Annotated in this window: 26 protein-coding genes and 1 pseudogene; 14 read left to right on the top strand and 13 right to left on the bottom strand. The window is 68.4% G+C overall.

The features are described 5' to 3' along the window. Positions 1 to 58: 58 nt before the first annotated feature. The 3 genes from ABZV91_RS21140 to ABZV91_RS21130 form a co-directional block, all read right to left on the bottom strand. Positions 59 to 472, bottom strand: a complete 414-nt coding sequence (locus tag ABZV91_RS21140; RefSeq protein ID WP_355244203.1) for a limonene-1,2-epoxide hydrolase family protein — start codon at positions 470 to 472, stop codon at positions 59 to 61. 98 nt (positions 473 to 570) lie between these two features. Further along, positions 571 to 1,863: a serine hydroxymethyltransferase gene (gene glyA, locus ABZV91_RS21135; protein WP_355244200.1), complete on the bottom strand. Its 1,293-nt coding sequence runs from the start codon at positions 1,861 to 1,863 to the stop codon at positions 571 to 573. Between the two features lie 246 nt (positions 1,864 to 2,109). Continuing rightward, on the bottom strand, positions 2,110 to 3,306 hold the full coding sequence (locus ABZV91_RS21130) for a DUF885 domain-containing protein (protein WP_355244197.1): 1,197 nt from the start codon (positions 3,304 to 3,306) through the stop codon (positions 2,110 to 2,112). A gap of 324 nt (positions 3,307 to 3,630) precedes the next feature. Here ABZV91_RS21130 and coaA point away from each other — a divergent pair, with 324 nt between their 5' ends. Continuing rightward, entirely contained in the window at positions 3,631 to 4,563 is a 933-nt protein-coding gene (gene coaA / locus ABZV91_RS21125) for a type I pantothenate kinase (protein WP_355244194.1), read from the top strand. Positions 4,564 to 4,739: 176 nt separating this feature from the next. On the opposite strand, the gene ABZV91_RS21120 is transcribed toward coaA, so the two are convergent. Continuing rightward, positions 4,740 to 5,528, bottom strand: a complete 789-nt coding sequence (locus ABZV91_RS21120) for an isoprenyl transferase (RefSeq protein ID WP_355244192.1) — start codon at positions 5,526 to 5,528, stop codon at positions 4,740 to 4,742. Positions 5,529 to 5,913: 385 nt separating this feature from the next. On the opposite strand from ABZV91_RS21120, the gene ABZV91_RS21115 reads away from it, so the two are divergent. After that, positions 5,914 to 6,561, top strand: a complete 648-nt coding sequence (locus ABZV91_RS21115; RefSeq protein WP_355244223.1) for a hemolysin III family protein — start codon at positions 5,914 to 5,916, stop codon at positions 6,559 to 6,561. Positions 6,562 to 6,719: 158 nt separating this feature from the next. Then, on the top strand, positions 6,720 to 8,201 hold the full coding sequence (locus ABZV91_RS21110; protein ID WP_355244189.1) for an adenylate/guanylate cyclase domain-containing protein: 1,482 nt from the start codon (positions 6,720 to 6,722) through the stop codon (positions 8,199 to 8,201). Here the strand turns inward: ABZV91_RS21110 and ABZV91_RS21105 are convergent. Further along, positions 8,198 to 9,169, bottom strand: a complete 972-nt coding sequence (locus ABZV91_RS21105) for a WYL domain-containing protein (RefSeq protein ID WP_355244187.1) — start codon at positions 9,167 to 9,169, stop codon at positions 8,198 to 8,200. The two genes, ABZV91_RS21110 and ABZV91_RS21105, sit on opposite strands and share 4 nt — an antisense overlap. Positions 9,170 to 9,298: 129 nt before the next feature. On the opposite strand from ABZV91_RS21105, the gene ABZV91_RS21100 reads away from it, so the two are divergent. Continuing rightward, positions 9,299 to 9,694, top strand: a complete 396-nt coding sequence (locus ABZV91_RS21100; RefSeq protein ID WP_355244220.1) for a RidA family protein — start codon at positions 9,299 to 9,301, stop codon at positions 9,692 to 9,694. Between the two features lie 67 nt (positions 9,695 to 9,761). On the opposite strand, the pseudogene ABZV91_RS21095 reads toward ABZV91_RS21100, so the two are convergent. The 3 genes and pseudogenes from ABZV91_RS21095 to ABZV91_RS21085 all read right to left on the bottom strand — a co-directional run bounded on the left by ABZV91_RS21095 (position 9,762) and on the right by ABZV91_RS21085 (position 14,040). Beyond that, positions 9,762 to 11,837 (bottom strand): annotated as a pseudogene (locus ABZV91_RS21095) (thioredoxin domain-containing protein). Positions 11,838 to 12,073: 236 nt separating this feature from the next. After that, complete coding sequence (locus tag ABZV91_RS21090) at positions 12,074 to 12,697, bottom strand: DUF1579 family protein (protein WP_355244184.1); 624 nt, start codon at positions 12,695 to 12,697, stop codon at positions 12,074 to 12,076. 152 nt (positions 12,698 to 12,849) lie between these two features. After that, on the bottom strand, positions 12,850 to 14,040 hold the full coding sequence (locus ABZV91_RS21085; RefSeq protein WP_355244181.1) for an FAD-dependent oxidoreductase: 1,191 nt from the start codon (positions 14,038 to 14,040) through the stop codon (positions 12,850 to 12,852). Positions 14,041 to 14,193: 153 nt separating this feature from the next. On the opposite strand from ABZV91_RS21085, the gene ABZV91_RS21080 reads away from it, so the two are divergent. Further along, entirely contained in the window at positions 14,194 to 14,592 is a 399-nt protein-coding gene (locus ABZV91_RS21080; RefSeq protein ID WP_355244178.1) for an NUDIX domain-containing protein, read from the top strand. A gap of 26 nt (positions 14,593 to 14,618) precedes the next feature. Here ABZV91_RS21080 and ABZV91_RS21075 read toward each other — a convergent pair whose 3' ends face one another. Continuing rightward, positions 14,619 to 14,921 (bottom strand): hypothetical protein, encoded by a 303-nt coding sequence (locus ABZV91_RS21075; protein ID WP_355244175.1) that lies wholly within the window; start codon positions 14,919 to 14,921, stop codon positions 14,619 to 14,621. Continuing rightward, on the bottom strand, positions 14,921 to 15,787 hold the full coding sequence (mca, locus tag ABZV91_RS21070; protein ID WP_355244217.1) for a mycothiol conjugate amidase Mca: 867 nt from the start codon (positions 15,785 to 15,787) through the stop codon (positions 14,921 to 14,923). Before mca ends, ABZV91_RS21075 begins: the two co-directional genes overlap by 1 nt. A gap of 121 nt (positions 15,788 to 15,908) precedes the next feature. Between mca and ABZV91_RS21065 the strand changes: the two genes are divergently transcribed. Next, on the top strand, positions 15,909 to 16,406 hold the full coding sequence (locus tag ABZV91_RS21065) for a DUF4307 domain-containing protein (RefSeq protein ID WP_355244172.1): 498 nt from the start codon (positions 15,909 to 15,911) through the stop codon (positions 16,404 to 16,406). Positions 16,407 to 16,743: 337 nt separating this feature from the next. Beyond that, positions 16,744 to 17,238, top strand: a complete 495-nt coding sequence (gene greA, locus ABZV91_RS21060; protein ID WP_039826568.1) for a transcription elongation factor GreA — start codon at positions 16,744 to 16,746, stop codon at positions 17,236 to 17,238. Between the two features lie 143 nt (positions 17,239 to 17,381). Here the strand turns inward: greA and ABZV91_RS21055 are convergent, their stop codons facing one another. After that, positions 17,382 to 18,524, bottom strand: a complete 1,143-nt coding sequence (locus tag ABZV91_RS21055) for a cystathionine gamma-synthase (protein WP_355244169.1) — start codon at positions 18,522 to 18,524, stop codon at positions 17,382 to 17,384. Positions 18,525 to 18,642: 118 nt separating this feature from the next. Between ABZV91_RS21055 and ABZV91_RS21050 the strand changes: the two genes are divergently transcribed. The 4 genes from ABZV91_RS21050 (at position 18,643) to ABZV91_RS21035 (ending at position 20,984) form a co-directional block, all read left to right on the top strand. Further along, entirely contained in the window at positions 18,643 to 19,818 is a 1,176-nt protein-coding gene (locus ABZV91_RS21050) for an acyl-CoA dehydrogenase family protein (protein ID WP_355244166.1), read from the top strand. Positions 19,819 to 20,043: 225 nt separating this feature from the next. Beyond that, positions 20,044 to 20,295, top strand: a complete 252-nt coding sequence (locus tag ABZV91_RS21045; protein WP_355244163.1) for a hypothetical protein — start codon at positions 20,044 to 20,046, stop codon at positions 20,293 to 20,295. A gap of 20 nt (positions 20,296 to 20,315) precedes the next feature. Then, positions 20,316 to 20,564 (top strand): hypothetical protein, encoded by a 249-nt coding sequence (locus ABZV91_RS21040; RefSeq protein ID WP_355244160.1) that lies wholly within the window; start codon positions 20,316 to 20,318, stop codon positions 20,562 to 20,564. Positions 20,565 to 20,645: 81 nt separating this feature from the next. Then, positions 20,646 to 20,984: a DUF6401 family natural product biosynthesis protein gene (locus tag ABZV91_RS21035; RefSeq protein ID WP_355244158.1), complete on the top strand. Its 339-nt coding sequence runs from the start codon at positions 20,646 to 20,648 to the stop codon at positions 20,982 to 20,984. A gap of 61 nt (positions 20,985 to 21,045) precedes the next feature. On the opposite strand, the gene ABZV91_RS21030 is transcribed toward ABZV91_RS21035, so the two are convergent. Both ABZV91_RS21030 and ABZV91_RS21025 read right to left on the bottom strand, forming a co-directional pair. Next, entirely contained in the window at positions 21,046 to 22,092 is a 1,047-nt protein-coding gene (locus ABZV91_RS21030) for a hypothetical protein (RefSeq protein WP_355244155.1), read from the bottom strand. Between the two features lie 122 nt (positions 22,093 to 22,214). Next, a complete protein-coding gene (locus ABZV91_RS21025; RefSeq protein WP_355244152.1) occupies positions 22,215 to 23,606 on the bottom strand; it encodes a cystathionine beta-synthase in 1,392 nt (463 codons plus the stop codon). A 103-nt stretch (positions 23,607 to 23,709) separates the two neighbouring features. Here ABZV91_RS21025 and ABZV91_RS21020 point away from each other — a divergent pair, with 103 nt between their 5' ends. From ABZV91_RS21020 to ABZV91_RS21010, 3 genes are all read left to right on the top strand, one after another. Beyond that, positions 23,710 to 24,171 (top strand): hypothetical protein, encoded by a 462-nt coding sequence (locus ABZV91_RS21020; RefSeq protein ID WP_355244149.1) that lies wholly within the window; start codon positions 23,710 to 23,712, stop codon positions 24,169 to 24,171. Between the two features lie 57 nt (positions 24,172 to 24,228). After that, positions 24,229 to 25,083 carry an SGNH/GDSL hydrolase family protein gene (locus tag ABZV91_RS21015; RefSeq protein ID WP_355244146.1) on the top strand — a complete coding sequence of 285 codons (855 nt, stop codon included), beginning with the start codon at positions 24,229 to 24,231 and terminating at the stop codon, positions 25,081 to 25,083. Positions 25,084 to 25,170: 87 nt separating this feature from the next. Further along, positions 25,171 to 26,388 carry an acetyl-CoA C-acetyltransferase gene (locus ABZV91_RS21010; RefSeq protein ID WP_355244143.1) on the top strand — a complete coding sequence of 406 codons (1,218 nt, stop codon included), beginning with the start codon at positions 25,171 to 25,173 and terminating at the stop codon, positions 26,386 to 26,388. The last annotated feature ends 72 nt before the right edge of the window (positions 26,389 to 26,460 follow it).

The raw sequence follows: 26,460 nt of genomic DNA, 5'->3' as shown, positions 1-26,460 counted from the left end.
CTTCCGATCTCGCGCCACGGCGCTCTCGAACGGCGTCCGCGACATCGCCATCGGCGGGTCAGCGGCCGAGCAGCGCCTTCACGACCCCCACCGCGGTGCCGCGCAAGAAATTCTCCCAGCTGAAATGGTCGTGCCACAGCACGATCCGGCCGTCACGCAGCTCGAAGGTCCCCATCACCCAGAACGAGATACGCACCGGCCCGAACCGCAGCACATCGGTACGGTCGGTGAGCACCACCGACCCGTCCGCGGCGATATGGTGCATCTGCGCCGAGAAACCGAACTGCTCCCGGTCCAGGCCCCGTAGCAACTTCCCGACCCGCCGGGCCCCGCGCACATCCGGCAGCGAGGTGTTCTTCCAGACGATATCCGGATGCACCAGTTCCAGCGCCTCGTCGAGCGCGCCGATCTCCATCGCGGTGAAGAATTCGCGGACCGTGGTGACCGCGTCCTGATTCAGATCGGTATCCATCATTCGAGGGTAGGTCAGTGTTTATTCGCGCGCCTTCGGCACGGGGTCGACATCTCACCGTTCGAACCGCTCGCCGCATCACCCGCCCGCGCGCCGGATTACAGCAGGTTCCAGTCCTCCAGGCCCTGGTAGAGCGGGAAGTCGTTGGCAAGTTTCTTGACCCGGCCGCGCAGGGCGTCCAGGTCGGCGCCGCCGGCAAGGGCGGTGGCGATGATATCGGCGACCTCGGTGAACTCGGTGTCGCCGAAGCCGCGGGTGGCCAGCGCGGCGGTGCCGATGCGCAGGCCGGAGGTGACCATCGGGGGGCGGGGGTCGAAGGGGACGGCGTTGCGGTTGACCGTGATGCCGACCTCGTGCAGCAGATCCTCGCCCTGCTGGCCGTCGAGGTCGGAGTTGCGCAGGTCGACCAGGACCAGGTGGACGTCGGTGCCGCCGGTGAGGACGCTGATGCCCTTACCCGCGACGTCGGCGCCGGTGAGGCGTTCGGCGAGGATCTCGGCGCCGGTCAGGGTGCGCTGCTGGCGTTCGGCGAACTCGGGGGTGCCGGCGATCTTGAACGCGACCGCTTTCGCGGCGATGACGTGCATCAGCGGGCCGCCCTGCTGCCCGGGGAACACCGAGCTGTTGAGCTTCTTGGCGTAGTCCTGCTTCGCCAGGATGAGGCCCGAGCGGGGGCCGCCGAGGGTTTTGTGGACGGTGGAGGAGACCACGTCGGCGTGCGGTACCGGGGAGGGGTGCAGTCCGGCGGCGACCAGTCCGGCGAAATGCGCCATATCGACCCACAGGTAGGCGCCCACCTCGTCGGCGATCTCCCGGAACGCCGCGAAATCCTGATGCCGCGGGTACGCCGACCATCCGGCGACGATCACCTTGGGCCGCGCCTCCCGCGCGATCGTCCGTACGTTGTCCATATCGACCCGGTGGTCTTCCTTGGAGACCCCGTAGGAGTGGACGTCGTAGAGCTTGCCGGAGAAGTTCAGCCGCATGCCGTGGGTGAGGTGGCCGCCGTGGGCCAGGTCCAGGCCGAGCAGGCGGTCGCCCGGATCGAGCAGCGACATCAGTACCGCGGCGTTGGCCTGCGCGCCGGAATGCGGCTGCACATTCGCGAAATCGGCGCCGAACAAGGCCTTGGCGCGTTCCCGGGCGAGGTTCTCGACCACGTCGACGTGTTCGCAGCCGCCGTAGTAGCGACGACCGGGATAACCCTCGGCGTACTTGTTGGTGAGCACACTGCCCTGCGCCTGCAGTACCGCGCGCGGCACGAAGTTCTCCGACGCGATCATTTCCAGGGTGTCGCGTTCCCGGGCGAGCTCACCCGCCATCGCGGTGGCGAGTTCGGGGTCGAGCTCACCGAGAGACTGGGTATTGACAGAGGCGGTCGTCTGCGTCACCACGCCAGTGTATGAGCCACCTCCGGGCCGGGTTTATCTGCCCCGTCTTCGGCGGGGCGGGCCGAGGCCCGTATGGCTCCGGTTCTCCCTTCCGGCGCTCGGTCGCTCCGAAACCACGGCCGGACCCGCCCCGACGGCCGGCCATCCGGAGAGAACGGGAGAGGGACGCCGAGGTCCACAAGGGCGGTCACGGTCGCCCTCGGCCCTGCCGGTGCTCACGGACACGCCGTGAGCCCGGTGCCCCGGTCAGGCTGCGCGCAGGGCGGAGGGAATGAGGGGTTCGTCCAGCAGACGGCGGAAGCGGTCGGCGCGGTCGTCCTCGTCGGTGGCGCGGTCGAGCCAGCCGCCCAGCAGGCGATAGCCCTCCACGTAGGTACTGATATAGGCCCGCCACAGCGGTGCGGACAGGAAGCGCAGCGACTGGCGGGCCCGGTCGGGGGTGGTGAGCGACCAGCGTTCCAGGAAGGCGGCCACATCGTCGGCGTCCTTGCCCTGGTCGTGCAGCATGAGCGCGGCATCCTGCCGGACCCCGAGCAGCTGACCGGAGGCCTCGGCGAGACGTTCGGCGCGTTCACCGTCGAACCGCAGTCCCAGATCGGCGTAGATCTCCTGGGCCCACCGGCCCCAGCCGGGCCCGACGATCGAACGCAACGCCAGATCCGCCAGCCCTTCGGCCATCAGGCACTGCGGCGTGTTGACCAGGAAGATCGTCTGCTCGGCCTGCCCGGCGGCCACCAGCCCGGCTTCTTTGCGGCAGTGCTCGGTGTGGTGCCCCGGGTAGGACTCGTGCGAGATGAGCCGGGGCAGATTCGCCATGTGCTGGCGCAGATCGGAGTTGATCGCGACCGTCGAACGGTAGTTGCCGAGGTAGTAGTTGAAACCGGACCACGGCTTGTCGCCGACGACCTCGTAGGTCACGTGTTCGTGGTCGGGCAGCGGATACCTGGCGCGGACCAGTTCGCGCAGTGCGCCGGAGAACGCTTCGACGCAGGCCTCGAGCTTCTCCGGCGGGATCTCGTCGGCCTTGCGATGGGCCGCCATCCGCTCCATCAGCGGACCCGATCCGCCCAGGACCTCGTCGATCTTGCGGTGCGCCTCCTGGTAGTCGGCGGGATCACCGGGCGCGATCTCGACATCGAAGTAGGCGCGGACCTCGTCGACGAAACCGATATCGTCCCCGGCGAATTTACGACCCGAACATTCCAGCGCCCGCAGATGCACATCGAGGAACTCGGTCCGCGCGGCGCCGAGGCCGGCGTTCGGCAGTTCCGCACGCAGCCGCGCGGCCGTCCGCGCCAGTTCCCGGGGTTCGGGCTTCGGCGCGTTCTCGACTTCCTGTCGCAGCCGCGGGTCGGCCGTGTAGGCGTCGACGAATCCCTCTTCGATCCGGTCGAATGCCAGACCGAGACGCAGGTATTCGATCACCAGGGGATGGGCTTCCATGGCATCGACCCTAACGGGCGACGCGCCGCCGCGATCCGCGTACGGCGCAGCGAAGGCAACGTACGACCGGGCGGTGCGGCGCTGCCCGGCGGCGGGTTCGCCCGATGGGCAACGGCCGCGCATCACTGTTACCACGGGCAGCACTTGTTATACACAACAGTAATGGACCCCCCGATCCCGTCACTCCCCACCGAGGGGCAGAATTCAGCCATGAGGGCACAGCCAGAGCGCCGGACCTGCCGGGGTCGCGACAGCCGCAGCGGCGGAATCCCACGCGCGAGGCACCGCGAGCACGAGTGTCCGGCAGAGTGGAGCGCTGAGTAGATGGCCAAGGCGAGCGAGCCGAGTCCGTATGTGGAATTCGACCGGAAACGGTGGCGGGAACTGCGCAAATCGACTCCGCTGGTGCTCACCGAAGAGGAATTGATCGGACTGCGGGGTCTGGGCGAACAGATCGACCTGGAGGAAGTCGCCGAGGTCTATCTGCCGCTGGCCCGATTGATCCACCTGCAAGTGGCGGCCAGACAGCGCTTGTTCGCGGCCACCGCCACCTTCCTCGGTGAATCGCATCCGGACAAACAGGTCCCCTTCGTCATCGGGGTGGCCGGCAGCGTGGCGGTCGGCAAATCCACCACGGCCCGCGTGCTACAGGCACTGCTGGCCCGTTGGGATCATCATCCCCGGGTCGATCTGGTGACCACCGACGGATTCCTGTACCCCACGGCGGAACTCACCCGCCGTGGGCTCATGCACCGTAAAGGCTTCCCGGAGAGTTACGACCGCCGCAAACTGCTGCGCTTCGTCACCGAAGTGAAATCGGGCGCCGAGGAAGTATGCGCGCCGGTCTATTCACATATCTCCTACGACATCGTCCCCGGCGAATTCCACTGTGTACGCCAGCCGGATATCCTCATCGTCGAGGGGTTGAACGTATTACAGACGGGACCGCGGCTGATGGTCTCGGATCTGTTCGATTTTTCCATCTATGTCGACGCGCGGATCGAAGATATCGAAACCTGGTACGTACGACGGTTCCTGAGCCTGCGGGCCACCGGGTTCGCCGATCCCAAGGCCCATTTCCATCACTACGCGAAATTCACCGACGCCGAGGCGACGGCCGCGGCGAAGGATATCTGGAACTCCACCAACCGCCCGAATCTGGTGGAGAACATCCTGCCCACCCGCCCCCGCGCGACCCTGGTCCTGCGGAAGGACTCCGACCATACGATCAACCGGTTGCGGTTGCGGAAGTTGTGATCCACTGTGTTCTCGGCGGCGCCGCGGGGTCGAGCCCCTCGGTCTCGCCGTTTCGGCCTCGAGCCTCGGCCGGAGGTGCTCGACGGTCGCACTCCGTGGGCGGCTCACCGCACATCGCATGCGCTTCGAGGCCGAAACGGCGAGACGGGCCTCGGCCCGGTAGGACGGTCGGGGCCTCAAGTCCCGTAGCGGCGGTGGCGGGCGGCGTAGTCGCGCAGCGCGCGGAGGAAGTCGACGCGGCGGAACTCGGGCCAGTAGACCTCGGTGAACCAGATCTCGGAGTAGGCGCTCTGCCAGAGCAGGAAGCCGGAGAGCCGCTGTTCGCCGGATGTGCGGATCACCAGGTCGGGGTCGGGTTGACCGGAGGTGTAGAGGTGCTGTCCGATGGCGCTGACCGTAATGGACTGGACCAGGTCCTCGCCGGTTTCGCCGGCCGATATCTCCTGGCGGACCAGTTGGCGGACGGCGTCGGCGATCTCCTGGCGGCCGCCGTAACCGATGGCGACATTGACGTGGGTGCCGGTGCGTTCGCGGGTGCGTTCGGTGGCGGTCCGCATACGTTTGGCGACCAGTTCGGGTAGCCCGTCGAGGGTGCCGACGATACGGACTCGCCAGTTCTGTTCGGGGTCGGCGAGTTCCTCGACGACATCGGTGATGACTTCGAAGAGGGTTTCCAGTTCTTCTTGGCCACGGCTGAGATTTTCGGTGGAGAGCAGGTAGACGGTGACGAGCTCGATTCCTTCGGCTTCGCACCAGCTGACCAGTTCGGCGACTTTGAGTGCGCCGACACGGTGCCCGTGGGTGATATCGGTGAACCCGTTCTCCCGGGCCCAGCGGCGGTTGCCGTCGCACACCACCGCCACATGGCGCGGATGCTGTTTATCCGCAAGCTTCTTGGCCAGGCGGGCCTCGTAGATGCGATAGGGAAAGCCCCGCAGCCGACTCGGAAATTCCACGACGAACAACAGTACGCCTTTTCCGCTCCGGGTCCGCAGTCGCGGCGGAAAGCGGTGGCGGTCACGGCCGGGCGGAGACGGCCCGTATCGGCGGGTGACGCGGTACAGTGGCCACCGAGGGCAACCTACGCCGCCGTAGGTTACCCACGAGTTCAGTATCGGCTCCCCGCGGACCGCGGAGATCTCCGCCGGCCCACACCAGCGGCGGGCCGGCGCGCTGCCATCGGAAGCCGAACAGTGCGCACTCGAGCCAGGAGGCAACGTGTCCGACCCGTCCCCCGGCGGTCCCCCGTACCCCGGCGACCTGGAGCCCACCGGCACTCTCGCCGGCGCCGCGCTCGACCCGCCGACCGGCCCGAACAACGACGATCCGGTCCCCAACCCGGCCGACTCGCTGGTCGCGCTGGTCAAACCCCGGATGCGCGGCTGGATCCACACCTGGGCCACCGGTATCGCCGCGGTGGCGGTCATCGCGCTGGTCGCGGCGGCGGCCACCGTCTCGGCGACTGCGGTCGTCGCGACCCTGATCTACGGGCTCACCATCTGCGCGCTGTTCGGGATCAGCGCCACCTATCACCGCATCACCTGGCAGACGGTCCAGGCCCGGATCCGGATGAAACGCGCGGACCACTCGATGATCTTCCTGTTCATCGCGGGCACCTACACGCCGTTCGCGCTGCTCGCCCTACCCGCTCCGACCGGGCCGATCCTGCTCGCGGTGGTGTGGACGGGTGCGGTGGCCGGGGTCGCCCTGAAACTGCTGTGGCCGCTCGCCCCGCGATGGGTGGGAGTGCCGTTGTATCTGCTGCTCGGCTGGGCGGTGGTGCCGGTGGGCGGGGAACTCTATCGGTCGGCTGGCCTGCCCGCGGTCCTGCTGCTGGTCGCCGGTGGACTGGCCTACAGCATCGGCGCGGTGCTCTACGCGACCCGCTGGCCCAACCCGTGGCCGAGCACCTTCGGTCACCACGAGTTCTTCCACGCGGCCACCGTGGTGGCCGCACTCTGCCATTACGTGGCGGTCTGGCTGGTACTGCTGCGTTGAGCGGGCTCGTTCCCGGACCGCTGACCAGCTACGTCGATTAGGCTGCTGAGTCGTGTCCTCCGATTCCGGCCGCCCGCGCTCCAGCGGCCACCGCGGGTAACCCGCCGATGGCCTACAGCGTCGGATCCCGGCCCCGGGCCGGGAGGGTCACCCGGCTGATGCAGTGGACAGTCCTCGCCCGCTGGGGGCTGGCGTCGGTCGTCATCGCCGCCCATCTCAGCGGTCTCGCGGTCATCGTGACCCAGCTGGTACTCATCGGCTTCCCGGGTCGCGTGGGCGCCGACCAGCTGAGCGGGCTGATGCTGGTCACCGTCTATCCGCTCGTCGCCTCGCTGTTGGGCGTCGCACTGGCCGTGCGCGATCGGATGAGCTATTTCGCCTGGCTGGACAGTTCCCGCACACCGACCCCCGAGGAGGCGCGGCGGATTCTGCACCTGCCGCTCGCCATCACCGTGCGCTCACTGGTGATGTGGGCGCCCGGGGTGGTGCTGTCGGCGGTCCTGCTGGCCGGTCTCACCACCGAGCAGGATCTCACCGTCCTGCTCGCGATGTTCACGATCGGTGGACTCGAATCGGCCGGTCTCACCTACCTGATCGTGGACCGGGTGATCCGCCCCGTGGTGCCGATCGTGGCCGGTGTACTCGGCGCGACCATGCACTGGAGTTCGTCGGTATTCGTCCGGGTGGCGCTGGCCTGGGCGGTATCGGGCGCCATGCCACTCAGCGCGCTGATCGTGGTGCTCGCCGATCCGGCCACCTCCATGGAACACCGGATCCGGACCGGTATCTATCTCGCCGCCATCAGCCTGATCGTCGGGGTGCTGGCCACCTGGGCGCTGACCCGGGCCGTGGCCTCACCACTGCGGACGCTGCGGATAGCGGTGGACCGGATCACCCGGGGCGACCTGGATGTGCGGGTGTCGGTGGGCAGCGCCAGCGAGATCGGCCGCTTGGAGCATTCGGTGAACGAGATGTCGGTGAACCTGCGCGAACGGTTGCGCATGCGGGATGTGTTCGGCCGGCACGTGGGCGAGGAAGTGGCCGAGCGGGCACTCGCCGGGGGGATCGACCTCACCGGTGACGTGCGGGAGGTCTCGGCACTGTTCGTGGACGTCACCGGGTCGGTGGCGATCTCCACCGGTCTCCACCCGCGGGAGTTCGTGGCCAAACTGAACCGGCTCATGGCCACCGTGGTCGCCGCGGCCGAGGACAACGACGGGCTGGTGAACAAGTTCGAGGGTGACGCGGCGCTGTGTATCTTCGGCGCCCCGATCGCACTGACCGACAACGCGACGCCGGCCCTGCGCGCCGCCCGCCGGATCCGCGACGAGGTCCTGGCGGCGGGCGAACTCGATATCGGCATCGGAGTGGCGCGCGGCCGGGTGTTCGCCGGGGATATCGGCACCGACACCCGGCGGGAGTACACGGTGATCGGGGACGCGGTGAACGCGGCGGCCCGGCTCACCAGCCGCGCCAAGGAAGTACCGCGGCGGATTCTGGTCTCCCAGAGTGTCGTCGACGCCGCCGCGGCGAGCGAGCGCGCGGAATGGGTGAAGTACGGATCCGTCGCGTTGCGCGGTATCGACGCACCGACCCCGTCGTGGACCGACCGCGAAGACGACGCACCCGCTGACAGTTAGGGCGCCCCGTAGCGGGCGACGATCGCGGCGGCACGATCGCGCAGGCACGTGCGCAACGACGGTGGTGCCAGGACTTCCGCGTCCGTGGTGAGCTGCCACAGCGCCCATTCGGCGTGCCGCGCGTCCTGGAAGGTCACCTCCATCCGCAACCAGCCGTCCGCGTCGGCCGCCTCGCTGTGTACGGCCAGCGCGGTGCCCACCAGCTCCGCGCGGCGCGCCGGGTTCACCCGGACCGATACGGCGATCCGGTCGCCGCCGGTCCGGAATCGGACGCTGTGTTCCTGCCAGGCCCGGCGCAGATCGACCCGCTCCGCGCGCTCGGCCGGTTCCGGGAGTACTTGCGCCGCCAACACTCGCGACAGCCGGTAGGTGCGTTCCGCGCCGGATCTCGTGGCCAGCAGATAACCCTGGTCGCGCACCGTGACCAGGCCGATCGGATCCACTGTGCGCCACTGCGGGGCCCGGTCTACAGCCGCGTAGTGGATACGCAGCTTGTGTCCGGCGAGGACCGCCCGCCGGACCTCGGCCGATACGCCGCCGGGCACCTCGTCGGTCACCAGCCGGCGCGACAGCAGGTCGGCGTCCGGGTCGATGAGCAATCGTTCGGCCACATCGGCCGCGGTGTTCCGGTAGCTCCCGGGTAGCGCGTCGACCACCTTGAGCATGGCCGAAGCGAGCGCCGAACCGAGCCCGAAAGCCTGCGCGCCGCGCCGCGCACCGGCGATCAGGAGGGCGAGCGCCTCGTCGTGGTTCAACCCGGTGAGCTCGGTCCGGAACCCGGGTAGCAACGCGAAGCCGCCGTGCCGGCCGCGTTCGGCGTAGACCGGGACACCGGCCGCGGACAGCGCCTCGATATCACGCAGCACGGTGCGGGTGGACACTTCCAGCTCTTCGGCCAGCTCGGCGGCGGTCAGCCGACCGCCTCGGCGCAGCAGCAACACCAGTGACACCAACCGGTCGGCCCGCACGCGAAAACCCTACCGAATACACGACACAGGGTGTCGTGATTTATCGGCACGCTTACCACCACGACGGACCACGGCCACCGCGCCGCGGGACGTACGTATCGCACCGAATCGAATGGAGCTGATGTGGCAGTGGAACGAACGGCGGTCAACCCGGTGACATGGTCGAAGGAGATGGGGTTCAACCAGGGTGAACTCGTCTCCGGTCACGCCCGGACCCTGTACTGCTCGGGACAGACCGCGATGAGCGGCGACGGCACACCGCAGCATGCCGGTGACATGGCGGGCCAGCTGGCCTCGAGCCTCGACAACTTGACGGCCGTGCTCGCTGATGCCGGCATGTCCCTGGCCGACCTGGTACGGCTCACTGTCTACACCACCGACGTCGATCTGCTCTTCCAGCACTACGGCGTGCTCGCCGCGCGGCTGGGCGCATCCGGCGTGGCGCCGGCCACCTCGATGCTCGGCGTCACCCGGCTGGCGATCCCCGGTCTTCTGGTGGAGCTCGAGGGGACCGCCGTCGACTGATCTCGCCTACCGCACCCGCGCGGCTACCGCCCGGTGCGTGCTCGCCGGCGGTAGGCGTGCGGGACGCCTACCGCCGACCGGACACCGCGGGCCCGGCCAGGGCGGCGCGCAGGGCATCCGGTGTCGTCACCGGCAGGTCGCACACCGATCCCCGGCACACATAGGCCGCCGCGGTGCCCTCGATCGAAGGCCGGTCGATGAGCAGCGGGACGGTGTCCACATCGGCCCGCACGACGACCGCGCCACCGGGTGCGTAGGCCCGCGCGACCTCCAGCAGTTCGGCATCGCCCACCGGCCGGTAGCCGGTGGTGGAGATGGCGATCTGCAGCGGGCCCTGGAGCGCGGCCTCGGCCACGGTCAGCCACTGACCGGCCGAGCGCGGCGCCTTCGCCAGCACCACCGCGCCGCGGGCAAGGGTGTGCTCGGCCAGTTCCCGGTAGCGCGCGGCGCGGTCGGGTTCGACGACAGCGGAGGCGGTCAGCAGGGCTTCGGCCAGGACGGATGCCCCGGCCGGGGTGGCGCCGTCGATGGGGTCGCGCGGGCGGGCGATCAGGGATTCGGCGTCGTCCGCGGTGTCGAACCAGCTACCGGGCTCGTCCGGGTCGGCGAAATGCGTGATGGCGGAGTCCAGGATGCGGTGGATATCCGGAAGCCAGCCGGCCGAACCCGAGTACTGGTGCAGCGCCAGCAGGGCGGTGGCCAGCCACGCGTAATCCTCGAGCACGCCGGGCGCGCTACCGGCGACACCGCCGAGCGAGGCGCGCACCACCCGGCCGTCGACGACGTGCAGGTCCAGCAGCACCCGCGCGAGGTCGTAGGCGGCGTCGAACCAGTCGCGCCGGTCGAGTGCCCCGGCGGCCTCGCAGAGCGCGGTGATCGCCATACAGTTCCAGGCGGTCACCGCCTTGTCGTCGCGTTCGGGCTGGGGCCGGCGCTGGCGGGCGGCGCGCAACGCGGTGCGGGCGCGTTCGAACCGCTCGCTGTCCTCCGGATCGGTGCGGCGGGTGAGTACCGAGCAGCCCTGTTCGAAATTGCCGCCGGTGGTGACCCCGAAAACCTCGGCGGCCCAGGCGCCGTCGATGGGACCGAGTTCGCCGACCAGCTCGGCGGGGTTCCAGACGTAGGTGGCGCCTTCCACACCGGGCTTGCCCGCTTCGACATGGGTATCGGCGTCCAGGGCGGAGGCCAGGCCGTGCCCGGTGGCCAGATCGTCCAGCAGGAACTGCACGATCTCCTCGGTGATCCGGCGCGGTAGCGGATCCGCCGGACTCCGGCGCGCCAGATGCGCGTAGAACCGCAGCAGTTGCGCGTTGTCGTAGAGCATCTTCTCGAAATGCGGGACGACCCAGGCCGCGTCCACCGAATACCGGGCGAACCCGCCGCGCAGCTGGTCGTAGATACCACCACGGGCCATGGCCTCCGCGGTGCGGTCCACCACGGTCCGCACCGCCGGATCGCCGGTGCGTTCCCAGCTGCGCAGCAAGCCCTCCAGCAGCGCGGCGGGTGGGAACTTCGGCGCGCCGCCGAAGCCGCCGTGGGCCTCGTCGAAATCGCGGAGCACCGCGGCCACGGCGTGGTCGAGCAGTTCGGTGGTGACGGTGAGTTCGGATTTCGGGATACCGCCGGCCTGTTCGCGCAGGGCCGCGGCCACCTGCTCGGACGCCGTGTCCACATCGGCGCGGCGATTACGCCAGGTATCGGTGATCGCGGTGAGCAGCTGGGTGAACGACGGCATCCCGCCGCGTGGCACCTTCGGGTAGTAGGTGCCGCAGTAGAACGGTTCCCCCGCCGGGGTGAGGAAACAGGTCATCGGCCAGCCGCCCTGGCCGGTCATCGCGACGGTGGCGTTCATGTACACCGCGTCCAGGTCCGGGCGTTCCTCCCGGTCCACTTTGATGCACACGAAGTCGGCGTTCATCTGCGCGGCCGTGGCCTCGTCGGCGAACGATTCGTAGGCCATCACATGACACCAGTATTTTGGCCGAAGCTACCAATGGCAGGATGCGTACCCCACCGAAAGAAGAATGGGCACGTCCCGCCTGGTTGCTTCTGCCATCGCCTCCTCTCCCCACTCGAACCAATCGACCGGATTGGTTGCATGCTGCTGGAGGTAGGGCGATGTCGCGCTACCGAGTCGATTCATTCCTCCACTCTTCCACAGGGCTGTGACCCGAGGGGACGCCCACACGCCGCTCGCACCGATGCCGACTCCCCCGACCGTACCGGCACCGAGTCGTCGCGCTCATCGGTCGGTGGCGCCGGTCGGTCTCCGGGCCCGCCACCTGCCACCCTGCGTATCAGCAGCCCGGAACGGAATATGCGGCGACGCCCGCCGGAAGACGCCGCGGGGGGCTCCTGACATCGAGACGCAGTCCGGTATCAGGTGTAGCGGGTGAGGACAACGCGGTCGGCGAGCATTTCCGCGGCGTTCGGTGGCGTGAAGTAGAGCTCCAGCACCACCCGATCCGATGATTCCAGCCGTATTACAGTTCGCATAGGGGTGGGTTTACCGACGTTCTGCGCACCCAACACACCGGGGTCGGTGAATTCGCCGGACATCGAGATGTCCGGCGAGGCCGCGCTGCCCTTCGCGCCCCGGTAAGACATCGTCATGGGTGTCACACTGTCGACGGTCGTCCACTCGTACCGGTCGTCGAGCGGCGAGTAGCCGAGCAGACCGAACCGATAGTAGGGCTGGTCGCCCAGCTTGCCCTCGACCTCTTCCTGCAGATAGTTGTTGCCGGTCTTGCTGATCCAGCGCCATCGGGAGACCATGTCGCGTCCGCGCAGAGGATTCTCCGGTGTTCCACCCGCCACGAAGGTCGACTTCTCCACGGTCCATTCGCCGACCAGCTGGTCGAGGCGGGCGTGACCGGCATGCTCATGCTCCGGGATCGGTACGCTCGACGCAGCAGCGGAGGATGTGTCCGCCTCCGAGGCAGTGTCAGCGCTGCCACATGCGGTGCCCAGCAGGGCGACGGTGAGCAGTACTGGCGCCAGCAAGCTGCGAAATTTGTTCGGTGGCATAGGCGTTCCTGTGTTCAGGGCGGGATCGGCAAGATCCTACAGAGTGTGTGCTCCTCCTGGGTGTTTATGGAGTGCGTGGGCCTCCTGCGTGCCCCGGCCGCTCAGTGGCCACGGTGATCCGCGCGTCCCTACGCGACCGGTGCCGCCGTGTTGTCACGCTGGGCCTCCAGCAGCTGTGGCCGGTGTTTGCCGTCCTTGAACCAGTGGTGCGAACCGGGCTTGCGCGCTTCGGTCGCCATATGGTTGATACCTGCCTCGCACGCGAACTCCTTGAGCTTTTTACCCAGGAACCCGCTGAAGTACAGCCGCATGGCGGTCTCGTCCTTGTGGCCGAGCTGATAGATCCCGGCGTTCCGGCCGAAACTGAGGCACATGGCGGGGAAGGCCAGGTCGATCGGGGTGGGGGGTTCACCCGCGATGCGGTGCAGCAGTGTGTCGGCGGCGTGCGCCCCCAGGCAGTACGCGGTGTAGGCGCTCATCCGCAGCGGCAGATCCGACGGGGCCGAGGAATCCCCCGCCGCGACAATGCGTTCGTCGTCGATGCTGGTCAGCGTCTCGTCGGTGAGCAGGCGCCCGGCGGCGTCGGTGCGCAACCCACTCCGGGCGGCCAGGCCGGGAACGCCGAAGCCGGCTGTCCAGATCGTGACCGCACTCGCCAGCGTCCGGTCGTCGCCGAGTTCGACGGCGTCGGGGGTCACCGCCGTGACCGTCGCGCCGGGGCCTTCCAGGACGGTCACCCCCAGCCCGGCGAAGTACTTGCGGGCCGTGCGCCGGGCCTTGGGATGCAGGTACGGACCAAGCACCTCGCCACAGATCAGGGTCACGCTGCGGCCCTGCTCGGCCAGTTCCGCGGCGGTCTCGATACCGGTCGGGCCGCCGCCGATCACCGTCACCGGCGCCGTCATGGGGGTATCGAAGAGCACCGTGCGCAGCTGTTGGGCTGCCTCCAGCGTCGCCACCGGGTAGGCGAACTCGGCCGCGCCCGGTACCTGCCGACCGCCGATACCGCTGCCGACCGCGTAGATCAGGTAGTCGTAGCCGATCGTGTCGCCCTCGCCCGTGGTCACCGTGCGACCCGCCGCGTCGATCCGCGCCACACTGGCGACCACCAGCCGGACGCGCTCGGCCAGGATGTCCTTGTAGTCGACGACCGCGTCGTGGGTGCCGCCCACCAACTGGTGCAGACGCAGTCGTGGGACGAAGACCGAGCGCGGGTTGATCACGGTCACCGTCACGTCGTCGCGCTGCGTCAAACGGTTGGCCGCCATCACGCCGGCGTATCCGCCGCCTACGACGACCACATCGGTGTTCTTGCTCATGGGGGTCTCCTTCGCTCCGAGGGGCTCGTGAACAAGACAGCGGAGAGCCGGGATTCCTGACACCGCGTGACGCAGATCACTCCCCCGGGGCCCAGCGGCAGGTCCCGCCGCCCTGCCGGGCCCGGCGCCCGCGCGGACTCCTACGGTGTAGCCGTGATCAGAACCGCCGCCCTGGCCCATATCCGCGACCGTCGCCTGATCCAGACCCGTTCGACCGGCAAAACCGTTTTCTACATGGCGGGCGGGAAGATCGATCCGGGGGAGAGTCCACTGCAGGCGCTGCACCGGGAGGTCCGTGAGGAGCTCGGCGTCGGTGTCACCGAGGTGAGCGAACTCGGCGTCTTCGAGGCCGACGCGTACGGGCACACGGCGGGGACTCAGCTGCACATGACCTGTTTCCTGGCCGAGGTCACCGCCGAGCCGAGCCCACTCGGCGAGATCGCCGAGTTCCGCTACTTCACCGGTGGGGAGTACGCCGCCATGCCCGAGGTCGCACCCGGCTCACTGCTCGTTTTCGAGCATCTGCACCGGCTGGACCTGATCGACTGGTAGCCGTGCGACCACCCGGTCGCGGTGCGTCACACTGGGCGGTCGTGTTCCTCGGCAGCAGCGTTCGGGGTCGACTCGGCCCGCCGCGCTACCCCGGGCTCGGTCCCCTCGTCGGCTTCCTGGTCCGGTTCCGGATGTTCGGGTTCGAAGGTTTCCGGCAGGTTCTTCAGATGTTTGTTCATCGAACGGACCAGTAGGAACGTCCCCGCCAGCAGGATCAGCACGATCGCCAGCCCGAGCGGGGACGCCTTACCGAACTCCGGGCCGGTCGGCGTACCGGGCGTCTGCGCGAGCAGCGCGGTCGCCGTTACCGGAAGTGCGGTCGCCCACATCAGCGGTACTCGTCGGTGATGCCGGCGAACAGATCGGTCTCGGGGATATCGGTGCTGACCCGGGTACGCGCCAGTTCGAACTCCTCGGTCGGCCACAACCGCTGCTGCATCTCCAGCGGAATGGCGAAGAACGCGCCGTTCGGATCGACCTGGGTGGCGTGGGCTCGCAGCGCGTCGTCGCGGCGCGGGAAGTACTTGCCGCATTCGACCTGGGTGGTGACCCGAGCCATGATGTCGCCCCGTTCCACCGCGTACTTGCGTGACCGGTCCAGCCACTCCTGCAGCGGAAACGGTTCGCCCAGCTTCTCGTACTCCTCGGCGAACACTTCCATCCGCCGGATCGTGAAGCCGTGGTCGTAGTACAGCTTGAGCGGTGTCCACGGCTCACCGGCGTCGGGGAACCGCTCCGGATCACCGGCGGCCTCGAACGCGGCCACCGATACCTCATGGCACCGGATATGGTCCGGATGCGGGTAGCCGCCCATTTCGTCATAGGTGGTCATGACGTGCGGCTTGAACTCGCGGACCACCCGCACCAGCGCCTCGGTGGCCTCTTCGAGCGGAACCAGCGCGAAGGAGCCCTCCGGCACCGGTGGCAGCGGGTCGCCTTCGGGCAGTCCCGAGTCGATGAAACCCAGCCAGGTCTGGCGGACGCCCAGCGCGGCGGCCGCGGCCGCCATCTCCTCGCGCCGGATCTCGTCCATCCGCTCCAGCACCCCGGGTGTGTCCATGGCCGGGTTGAGGATGCTGCCGCGTTCCCCGCCGGTCAGGGTCACGACGAGGACGTCATGTCCCTCGTCGGCGTACCGTGCGGTGGTCGCACCGCCTTTACTGGACTCATCGTCGGGGTGGGCGTGCACCGCCATGAGGCGAAGGCCACTCACTTCTCGTTCACCGTCGCTCTCGGTCGCGGGTGTTCGGACTTCATTACCTATAGTTCCATCTGGACCGATTCTGTTCCGACCTACCCCCCGGGAGCACGCGATCATGACCGAGCCCACGCCGGAACGGCGCCCGGACTCCCCCGCTGCCGCGGCGGCCTCTCCGGACGCCGCCGAGTCGGCGCGGGATCGCTACGCCGACCGCTACGGTCGGCGCGCCGCGCGGCCGGACCGCCGGCTGCTCGCTGTGGCGCTCACTGCCGTGGTGGTGCTCGCCGGGATCGGGGTCGCCTATCTGGGCTGGGCGAAGTTCGGACCGGAGGACATCGAATCCGAGGAACTCGGCTACACCGTGCTCGACGATTCCTCGGTCGAGGTACAGATCAGACTCACCCGTGCCGACCCGTCGAAACCGGTGGTGTGCCTGGTGCGGGCCATGTCGCGCGATCTCACCGAGGTCGGCCGGCGCGAGGTGCTGGTGCAGCCCACGGCGGGCGAGAAGACGGTGCGGCTGTCGACGGTCGTGGCCGCCTCCGAACGACCGGCCTCCGCGGCGATCTACACCTGCACCGACCGGGTGCCGGGGTACCTGAAAACCGAGTGAGTCCGGGTTAGGACTCGGCCCCCGCGGGTATCGCCTGAGTCGTGGAGAGAGGCCGAGCACCGTTGACCCGCTGGTAAAAACTCGTCCGACCTGCATCTTTGTGAATCATGCTAAAATGGCCTGACACACGGTTCCGGGGCTCGGAGCCGTGTTTGCTGCATTGGCGGCCAGCGCGGTCGACAGCCGGGGAGGGTCCCGGAGTCGGACTGTCGGGGTTCTTCGAACTTCCCGCAGATCGCGATAGCCGTCTGCTGAAGCATGCCTGCCTGCGGGTGGGCCGTGCCGCAGTGATCAGGAATCCCGGCCTGCCGGGGACAACTACTAGGGAGTGATCGAGATGACTGAGACCCAAGTGACCTGGCTGACCCCGGAGTCGCACGACAGGCTCAAGAGCGAACTCGACGCGCTCATCGCCAATCGTCCGGTCATCGCCGCCGAGATCAACGAGCGTCGCGAGGAAGGCGACCTCAAGGAGAACGGCGGCTACCACGCGGCGCGCGAGGAACAGGGCCAGCAGGAGGCCCGGATCCGGCAGCTGCAGGAACTGCTGAACAACGCCAAGGTCGGCGTGGCCCCCACCAAGTCCGGGGTCGCCCTGCCGGGGTCCGTGGTGAAGGTCTACTACGACGGTGACGAGTCCGATACCGAGACCTTCCTCATCGCGACCCGCGAAGAGGGCCTGGGCAACCCCGACCTCGAGACCTACTCGCCCAGCTCCCCGCTCGGCGGGGCGCTGATCGACGCGAAGGTCGGCGAGACCCGCGAATACACCTTGCCCAACGGCAACCTCATGAAGGTGACGCTGGTCAGCGCCGAGCCGTACCACAGCTGAGACCACCGGTCCGGTCGTGGCGCACCCCGCCACGACCGGACCGTATGACGACGCGAGCGGCCGCATCCGTTTTCTTTCCCGGATACGGCCGCTCGTTCATGTCCTGCGTGTTCTCCCGAATGCTCGGTGGTGCCCCGGCGGGGTCAGCTCAGGGCCTGTTCGAGGTCGGCCAGCAGGTCGCTGATGTCCTCGATTCCCACTGAAAGCCTTACCAGATCACCGGGCACTTCCAAAAGCGACCCTGCTGTAGAGGCATGGGTCATGGCCGCCGGATGCTCGATCAGCGACTCGATCCCACCCAGCGATTCGGCGAGCGTGAACACCTTCGTCCGCGAGCACAGATCGCGGGCGGCGTCGGGGCCACCGGCCAGTCGCACCGAGATCATGCCGCCGAACCGCCGCATCTGTTTGTCGGCGACGGCGTGGCCGGGATGCTCGGGCAGCCCCGGGTAGATCACATGGCTGATCGCGGGATTCCGGGACAGGAATTCGGCCAGGGTCTCGGCATTGTCGCAGTGCCGGTCCATCCGCAGAGCGAGCGTTTTGGTGCCGCGCATCGTGAGGTAGGCGTCGAAGGGACCGGGGACCGCGCCGGCGCCGTTCTGCAGGAAGGCGAAGGCCGAGTCGAGCTGGGCGTCGTCGGTGATCAGCGCGCCGCCGATGACATCGGAATGCCCACCCAGATACTTCGTGGTCGAATGCACCACGACATCGGCGCCGAGCAGCAGCGGCTGCTGCAGGTACGGGGTGGCGAAGGTGTTGTCGACGACCAATTTGGCGCCGGACGTGTGCGCGATATCGGCCAGCGCCGGGATATCGCCGATATTGAGCAGCGGATTGGTGGGCGACTCCACCCAGATGAGTTTCGTGTTCGGGCGGATCGCGGCGCGCATCGCGTCGATATCGGTGATCGCGGCCGGGGAATGTTCGATTCCCCATTCGGTGAACACCTTGTCGATCAGCCGGAAGGTACCGCCGTAGGCGTCGTCGGGAATGACGATATGGTCGCCCGGCCGCAACATCGCGCGCAGCGCGCAGTCGGTGGCGGCCATCCCCGAGGCGAATGCCCGGCCGTAGCGGCCGACTTCGAGGGACGCCAGATTGGCCTCCAGCACCGTGCGGGTGGGGTTGCCGGTGCGGGCGTATTCGTATCCGTCCCGCAATCCACCCACCCCGTCCTGGGCGAAGGTGGAACTGGCGTAGATGGGCACGTTGACCGCACCGGTCCGGGGGTCGGGATCGTAACCGGCGTGCACAGCCCTGGTGGTGAATCCCAGTTCGCTCATACCCCCACCCTAGAGGTCGGAGGCGCCGCGGCCGCACGCCGGGCGGCCGACGTGTGAGCAGGCTCGCGCGCCGGTCCGAACCGTCCGGGCGACGAGCGCCGGCGATTACCCTGAGGCCATGCTGACCGTCGCCGAACTGTTCGCCACCGATTCACTGCTGACCGGGGAGGAACGGGAGATCCGCGCGACCGTTGCGGCCTTCACCGAGCGGCATATCCGGCCGCATATCGCGGAGTGGTTCGAGGCCGGGGAATTCCCGGTGCGCGAAATCGCGCCGGAGCTCGGAAAGCTGGGTGTCTTCGGGATGCATCTGGACGGTTACGGCTGCGCCGGCCTGCCGGCCACCGCGTACGGGCTGGCCTGCCAGGAATTGGAGGCGGCCGACTCCGGACTCCGGTCGCTGGTGTCGGTCCAGGGATCGCTGGCGATGACCGCGTTGCACAAATACGGCTCCGAGGAACAGAAGCAGCGATGGCTACCGGATATGGCGGCCGGGCATATGATCGGCTGTTTCGGTCTCACCGAACCGGATTTCGGTTCCAACCCGGGCGGGATGCGCACACGGGCCCGCCGCGACGGCGCCGACTGGGTTCTCAACGGATCGAAGATGTGGATCACCAACGGGTCGGTGGCCGATATCGCCGTGGTGTGGGCTCAGGTCGAGACCGGCGGAAAGAATGTCGTGCGCGGTTTCCTGGTGCCCGCGGGTACGCCCGGGTTCACGGCCCGGGAAATGAAGGGGAAGCTCTCGTTGCGTGCCTCGATCACGGCCGAACTCGATTTCGACGAGGTACGGCTGCCCGCCGACGCGGTACTGCCGGGTGCGTCCGGGCTGTCGGGTCCGCTGTCCTGCCTCGGTGAGGCACGGTTCGGGATAATCTTCGGCGCTCTCGGTGCCGCGCGCGACTGTTTGAGCGCGACCGTCGAATATTCGCGCACCCGCCAGGTTTTCGAGAAACCCCTGGCCGCCTATCAACTCACCCAGGCGAAATTGGCGGATATGGCGCTGGAATTGGGCAAGGGCCAGCTGTTGGCACTGCATCTGGGCCGGCTCAAGGATCGCGGCGAATTGACTCCGGAGCAGGTGAGCGCGGGCAAACTGAACAGCACCCGCGAAGCCCTCGCCATCGCCCGGGAATGCCGCACCATATTGGGCGCCAACGGCATCACCCTCGACTACCCGGTGCTGCGGCACGCGAACAACCTCGAATCGGTCCTCACCTACGAGGGCACCGCGGAGGTCCATCAGCTGGTGCTCGGCAAGGCGCTCACCGACGCGTCCGCTTTCCGCTGAGGACACGAGCGCATCGGAACCACGCGCCATTTCACGCACGGCCACATTCCGTTGTCGGGAAATACACTGCCTCACACTGTGTCCCGCGCGAGCGGAGGACATTGTTACCAACCGTCATCGGTGAGCCATCTCGGTGTCACCCATGAGCCGGTCCGGCAGCGCACTCTGATATTCGCACCCGGCGCGGATCCGAGAACGCCCGGGCGCGGTACAGGGAGGTGCGTGATGAATTCCCAGACGTCCGGGCCGGGCAATCGGCGACCGTCCACCCCGGCGAAATCCGCCCCCGGAGTCGAGGCCGCGCGGAATTCGCGCGAACGCGCCACCCCCTGTCGACTACCCGATCAGCGCGAGTTGGTGGCCGCGTTCACCGGAGCCAGGGGCCGCGAAGCCGGTCAGCCGCTGCTCACCTGGGCGACCGCCCTGACGGATCTGCATCGCCGCCGGCACGGCGATCCGCTGCGACTGCCGGAATAGATTGCCGCCGTGCCGAACTCGTGGCGCTGATCGACCACTGGATCAGCACCGAGCTGTCCGGGCGGCGGCCCCGGCACCGGCACGACGATTCCCTCGGCGCCACGATCGATCGCATGGCGGCCGCGCATGCGCACGCCGACCATCTACTTCACCACGCCGGATGTGTTTCCGACGACCGAGTGCACGCGGCGTGGTATCGGCTGGCGCTACTGGCCGACGAATGGACCGAGCCGGTGGCCGGCACCGAGCCGGTCCCGCGCCGGGCCTGAGCTACGGACAGGATCACGACCTGCGCGAATGCGCGATATATCACAGTTCGATAAATGACGGCGCGTTGTTACCATCGGGTTATGTTCGCCCTGGGTCCTCGTGTGTTCGAAAGCTCCGCCCGCCGCTATCTGGAGGGCATCCAGCGGACCCATGGGGCGCCGGCTCTCGCGGCAGCCGCCGCGCTGCCGGGCCTGTCCGCGCAACTCGATCAGCACGCGGCCGCCGTCCGCGACATCCTCGACCTCGGAATCGATATGGCCGAGCGGATCTCCCCGGTCGTCCTGCTGGCCGGATACATGCGGGGCCTGTTGGACGACCGGACAACGCCTGTCACCGAGCCCGCCGACTGGGCCACCGCCGAATGGCTGCACCTGCGGCTGGCCGGAGCCTGCCTCCAGGCGGGGCACTCGGCCCGATAACCGACTTCCGCCGTGTACCGGAACTCCGGTACACGGCGGAAGAGGGTCGGAAGAGCGCGGCTCAGCGCAGATGGCGCGGATCGCCACCGTAGGGAGACCGGCCGCCCTCGTCGCCACCGCCATAGGGCGATCGACCGGCGCCGCCGTAAGGCGCTTGGCCGCCGCCTCCGTAAGGCGCTTGGCCGCCGCCTCCGTAAGGCGCTTGGCCGCCGCGGTACGGATTGCCGTACTGCCGGTACTGGCCACCGGACATCTGCTGGCCGTAACCGCCGGACTCGTCCGGTTCGCGACGGATTCCGCCACCGTGCGCGGGCTGCGGTTCATCCCACTGCTCCGGGTCGCGTCCGGCGGCGGCACCGCGTCCCGCCTGCTCGGCACCGATCCGCTCGCGTTCCCGCGACGCGTCCTCCCGGCCGCGCTGGTAGGCCTCGGCGTGGCCGCGTACGGCCGGCATCTCCTCCTCGAGCCCGCTCAGCCAGCCCTCCCAGCGCTGCTGCATCGGCCGCACCAGACCACCGCCGACACCGACGACCAGGATGCCGCCCAGGGTGGCGAGAACCGCGATCAGCACCGGCGTGGTGACCGTGGTGGCCACCCCGATCTGGTTCAGCGCGGCGACGATACCGATACCCCAGATGAACACCGCCGCGATCCGGCCGATCATCGGGCCGTAACTCAGCCCGCCGAGCGCGTTGCGCACCAGATCGCTCACCGCGTGCGCGATGGCGCCCGCGACCACCACGATCAGGATGGCCACCGCCGCCCTGGGCAGCCAGGCGACGATTCCGTTGATCAGATTGCTGACCGGGTTGGGGCCGAAGACCCCGAAGCCCATCTGCAGTGCGATCAGCAGGATCGCGTAGAAGGCCAGCCTGCCGAGGAGGTCGGACGCGTCGTATTTACTACGCTCCAGCATCCGCTGGATTCCGCCCCGCTCGACGAGCCGATCGAAACCCACCCGTTCGAGCACTTTGTCGACGATCTTCTCGACCACCTTGGCGATGATCCAACCGACGACCAGGATGACCATGAAGCCGATGAGCTTGGGTACGAATGTCGCGACCGAGCTCCACGCGTCAGAGAAACCCTGCTGGAAATCGATTGCCAAACTTGAGGTTTGCACAAGCCCTTCCCTTCGCTCTCCGATCGGACGCGGCGTTTGCCACGAACGGCACTAGGCCACGTTATACCCCGGTAGAGCAGGTTGAACCTGTGATTGCGGAATAATTGCTAATGTGCCACGCGATCGGTGCTGACGAATCCCAGCAGATCGTGGCGGGTGATCACGCCGACCGGCTTCCCGTCCTCCACCACCATCAGCGCATCGGTATCCGACAGCGCCTTGGTGGCCGCCGAGATCGGCTCGCCCGAGCCGATCAGCGGGAACGACGGGCTCATGTGCTGGGCCACCGAATCGGTGAGGTTCGCGCGGCCCGTGAACACCGCCGAGAGCAGGTCGCGCTCGGAGACGCTGCCGGCCACCTCGCCCGCCATCACCGGCGGCTCCGCGCCGACGACCGGCATCTGCGACACGCCGTACTCCCGCAGGATCTCGATGGCGTCGCGCAGGGTTTCCGAGGGATGGGTGTGCACCAGATCCGGCAGTTCGCCGGACTTACCGCGCAGCACATCACCGACCAGCACTTCCGCGGTCGCTCCGTCGAGCGGGGTGCGCAGGAACCCGTAGGAGCTCATCCACCGGTCGTTGAAGATCTTGGACAGATAGCCGCGCCCGCCGTCGGGAAGCAACACCACCACGACGGCATCCGGCTCGCGCCGGGCCACCTCGAGGGCCGCTACCACGGCCATCCCGCACGAACCGCCGACCAGCAAACCTTCCTCGCGGGCCAGGCGCCGGGTCATATCGAAGGAATCCGCGTCGGAGACGGCGATGATCTCGTCCGGGATCGCCGGATCGTAGGCCGAGGGCCAGAAATCCTCGCCGACCCCCTCGACCAGATACGGGCGCCCGGTACCGCCGGAGTACACCGATCCCTCCGGATCGGCGCCGATGACCTTCACCTTGCCGCCCGATACCTCTTTGAGGTAGCGGCCGACGCCGGTGATGGTGCCGCCGGTGCCGACACCGGCGACGAAATGGGTCACCGTGCCGTCGGTATCGCGCCAGATCTCCGGCCCGGTGGTCTCGTAGTGACTGTCCGGACCGCCGGGATTGGAGTACTGGTCCGGTTTCCAGGCGCCCTCGATCTCATCGACCAGCCGGTCGGAGACGCTGTAGTAGCTGTCGGGGTGCTCCGGCGGCACCGCCGTCGGGCAGACCACCACTTCGGCGCCGTAGGCGCGCAGCACATTGCGCTTGTCCTCGCTGACCTTGTCCGGGCAGACGAAGACACAGTGGTAGCCGCGCTGCTGGGCCACCAGCGCCAGGCCGACACCGGTATTACCCGAAGTCGGCTCGACGATGGTCCCGCCGGGACGCAGCTGCCCGGACTTCTCCGCGGCCTCGATCATCTTCACCGCGATACGGTCCTTGGAGCTGCCGCCCGGGTTCAGATACTCGATCTTGGCGGCCACCAGCCCGGCACCCGCGGGCACCACCGAGTTCAACCGGACCAGCGGGGTGTTGCCGATGAGGTCCACGACATGATCCGCAATGCGCATACCCCCATCGTTGCAGAGACGTTGCCGGGGGGCTTCGTGTGGTCCGCCACCCCACCGCGCAAATCCGGCGGAGCGACTGCCGAGCCTCTACTATCTGGGACCTATGAGGCTGCCGAAGCTCGCACGTGCCACCGCGCTCCTGGCCGGGTCCGCCTTCGCGCTGGTCACCGCGTCCGGGGCCACGGCCGGCGCCGCCACCATCGCGTTCCCCGATGTCCCGACGCTGACCTACGGCGGACTGTGCGGCACGAGTATCCGCACCTGGGCCGATACCAGTACGCAGTGGCCGGGCCGCGCGGTGGTGAACGTCCGGGCGAACCCGGTCGCCGGCATCGGGCCGGGCGCGCACCCGCTGGCGCCGCTGTGCGAGGTCCTGACCACCGTGACCTGGCGCAACCTCGACACCGGGGCCACCGGCACCTACGTGAACAACGTGGTGACCGGTATCTACGGCAGCATCCAGTACTCGCTGTTCCAGGACACCGGGCCCGGCCGGGTGGACGTCGTGGTGACCACGAACCACGCGAGCATCCCGGCGTACGGCAGTTTCGTCGTCCCGGCCTGATATCCGTCCCGGCGCGCACGGTCGCACGAGAACGTTGCCGCTCGTAAAATTCCGGCCATGGGCGAGACTCCGATCGGATGGCGGACTGCCGCGGTGGCCGGCGCCGCCACGGTCCTGCTCGGCTCCGGGGCGGGTACCGCATCCTGGGCCGCCTACCGGCTGCTCACCACCCAGGCGGGCACGGCGCGCGGCATGATCGGCCGCGACACCTCCAAGCCCCCGGAGGCCGACGGCATCTACTCACCGCTCGGGTACGAATCCTGGCGCACCGGTAGACACGCCGACCTGCACCTGATGAGCTTCGGTGACTCCACCGCCGCCGGTCTGGGCTGCCGCAGCGCCGCGGAGGTGCCGGGCGTCCGCATCGCGCACGGTCTGGCCGACGCCACCGGCCGGCGCGTCCGGTTGAGCACCAAGGCGATTTCCGGCGCCACCTCCAAAGGGCTGGCCGGGCAGGTGGACGCCATGTTCGTGGCGGGTCCGCCACCGGACGCGGCGGTCGTGCTGGTCGGCGCGAACGATGTCACCAAGAAGCATTCGATCGGGCGGTCCGCCGAACGCCTCGGCGCGGCGGTCGGCCGGTTGCACGGGGCGGGCAGCGTCGTCGTGGTCGGCACCTGCCCGGATCTGGGCAGCGTCACCGCCATCCCGGAACCGCTGCGCTCGGTGGTGCACCGATGGAGCATCCGGCTGGCCCGGGCCCAGACCGCGGCCACCAGGGCGGCCGGCGGTCGCACCGTCGCCATGGGCGACCTGCTCGCCAAGGATTTCCGCGCCGCTCCGGAGCAGTTGTTCTCCGCGGACGGTTTCCATCCCTCCGCCGACGGTTACGCATTGGCGGCCACCCATCTGCTGCCCGAATTGATGAGAGCGCTCGCTGAACGGGATATGGCCGCAGCGGATATTTCCTAGTAGCCGGGCGCGACGTAGATTCGAAGGGATCGTACCCGCGAGTAGTGTTCGGCCCGGCCGCGCACGCTCCCCGACAAAGGAGTCCTCATGCCAGAGGCCGTCATCGTTTCCGTTGCTCGCTCCCCCATCGGCCGGGCCAACAAGGGGTCGCTCGTGAGCATGCGGCCCGACGACCTGGCCGCGCAGATGGTGCGCGCCGCACTGGACAAGGTCCCCGCCCTGTCGCCCGCCGATATCGATGATCTGATGCTCGGCTGCGGCCAGCCCGCCGGCGAATCCGGGTTCAATATCGCCAAGGTCGTCGCCACCCAGCTGGGCTACGACTACATGCCCGGCACCACGGTGAACCGCTACTGTTCCTCCTCGCTGCAGACCACCCGCATGGCGTTCCACGCCATCAAGGCCGGCGAGGGCCACGCGTTCATCTCCGCCGGCGTGGAAACCGTCTCCCGCTTCCCGAAGGGCACCGCAGACGGTTGGCCCGACACCCACAATCCGCTGTTCGCCACCGCCGAAGAGCGCACCGCCACGTCCGCGCAGGGCGGGGTCGGCTGGCACGACCCACGCGAGGACGACAACATCCCCGACGTCTACATCGCGATGGGCCAGACCGCGGAGAACGTCGCCTCGTTCACCGGGATCTCCCGCGAGGACCAGGACCACTGGGGCGTGCGGTCGCAGAACCGGGCCGAGGAGGCCATCAAAGCCGGTTTCTTCGAACGCGAGATCACTCCGGTGACCCTGCCCGACGGCACCGTCGTCTCCACCGACGACGGCCCCCGCCCCGGCACCACCTACGAGAAGATCTCCCAGCTCAAGCCGGTCTTCCGTCCCGACGGCACGGTCACCGCCGGTAACGCCTGCCCGCTCAACGACGGCGCCGCGGCCCTGGTCGTCATGAGCGATACCAAGGCGAAGGAGCTGGGCCTGACCCCGCTGGCCCGGATCGTGTCCACCGGTGTCTCCGGCCTCTCCCCCGAGATCATGGGCCTGGGCCCGATCGAAGCGGTGCGCAAGGCACTGAAGCTGGCCGGTAAGACCATCGGCGATATCGACCTCTACGAGATCAACGAGGCCTTCGCGGTGCAGGTCCTCGGTTCGGCCCGGGAACTGGGCATGGACCTGGACAAACTGAATGTCTCCGGCGGCGCCATCGCGCTGGGCCACCCGTTCGGTATGACCGGCGCCCGCATCACCGCCACGCTCATCAACAACCTCCAGACCCACGACAAGCAGTTCGGCCTGGAGACCATGTGTGTCGGCGGCGGGCAGGGCATGGCGATGATCATCGAGCGCTTGAGCTGAGTCGCGGCGTCCCCGGCCGCGCAGGCCGGGGACTTCGTGGCCCCGGACACGGGGCGGCCCTCCGGTCGAGTT

Origin of the sequence: Nocardia sp. NPDC004568 (assembly GCF_040609955.1) — a bacterium.
Lineage (GTDB): Bacteria > Actinomycetota > Actinomycetes > Mycobacteriales > Mycobacteriaceae > Nocardia.
Note: the sequence above shows the minus strand (reverse complement) of the source record. Positions and strands in the feature narration are given on the sequence as shown.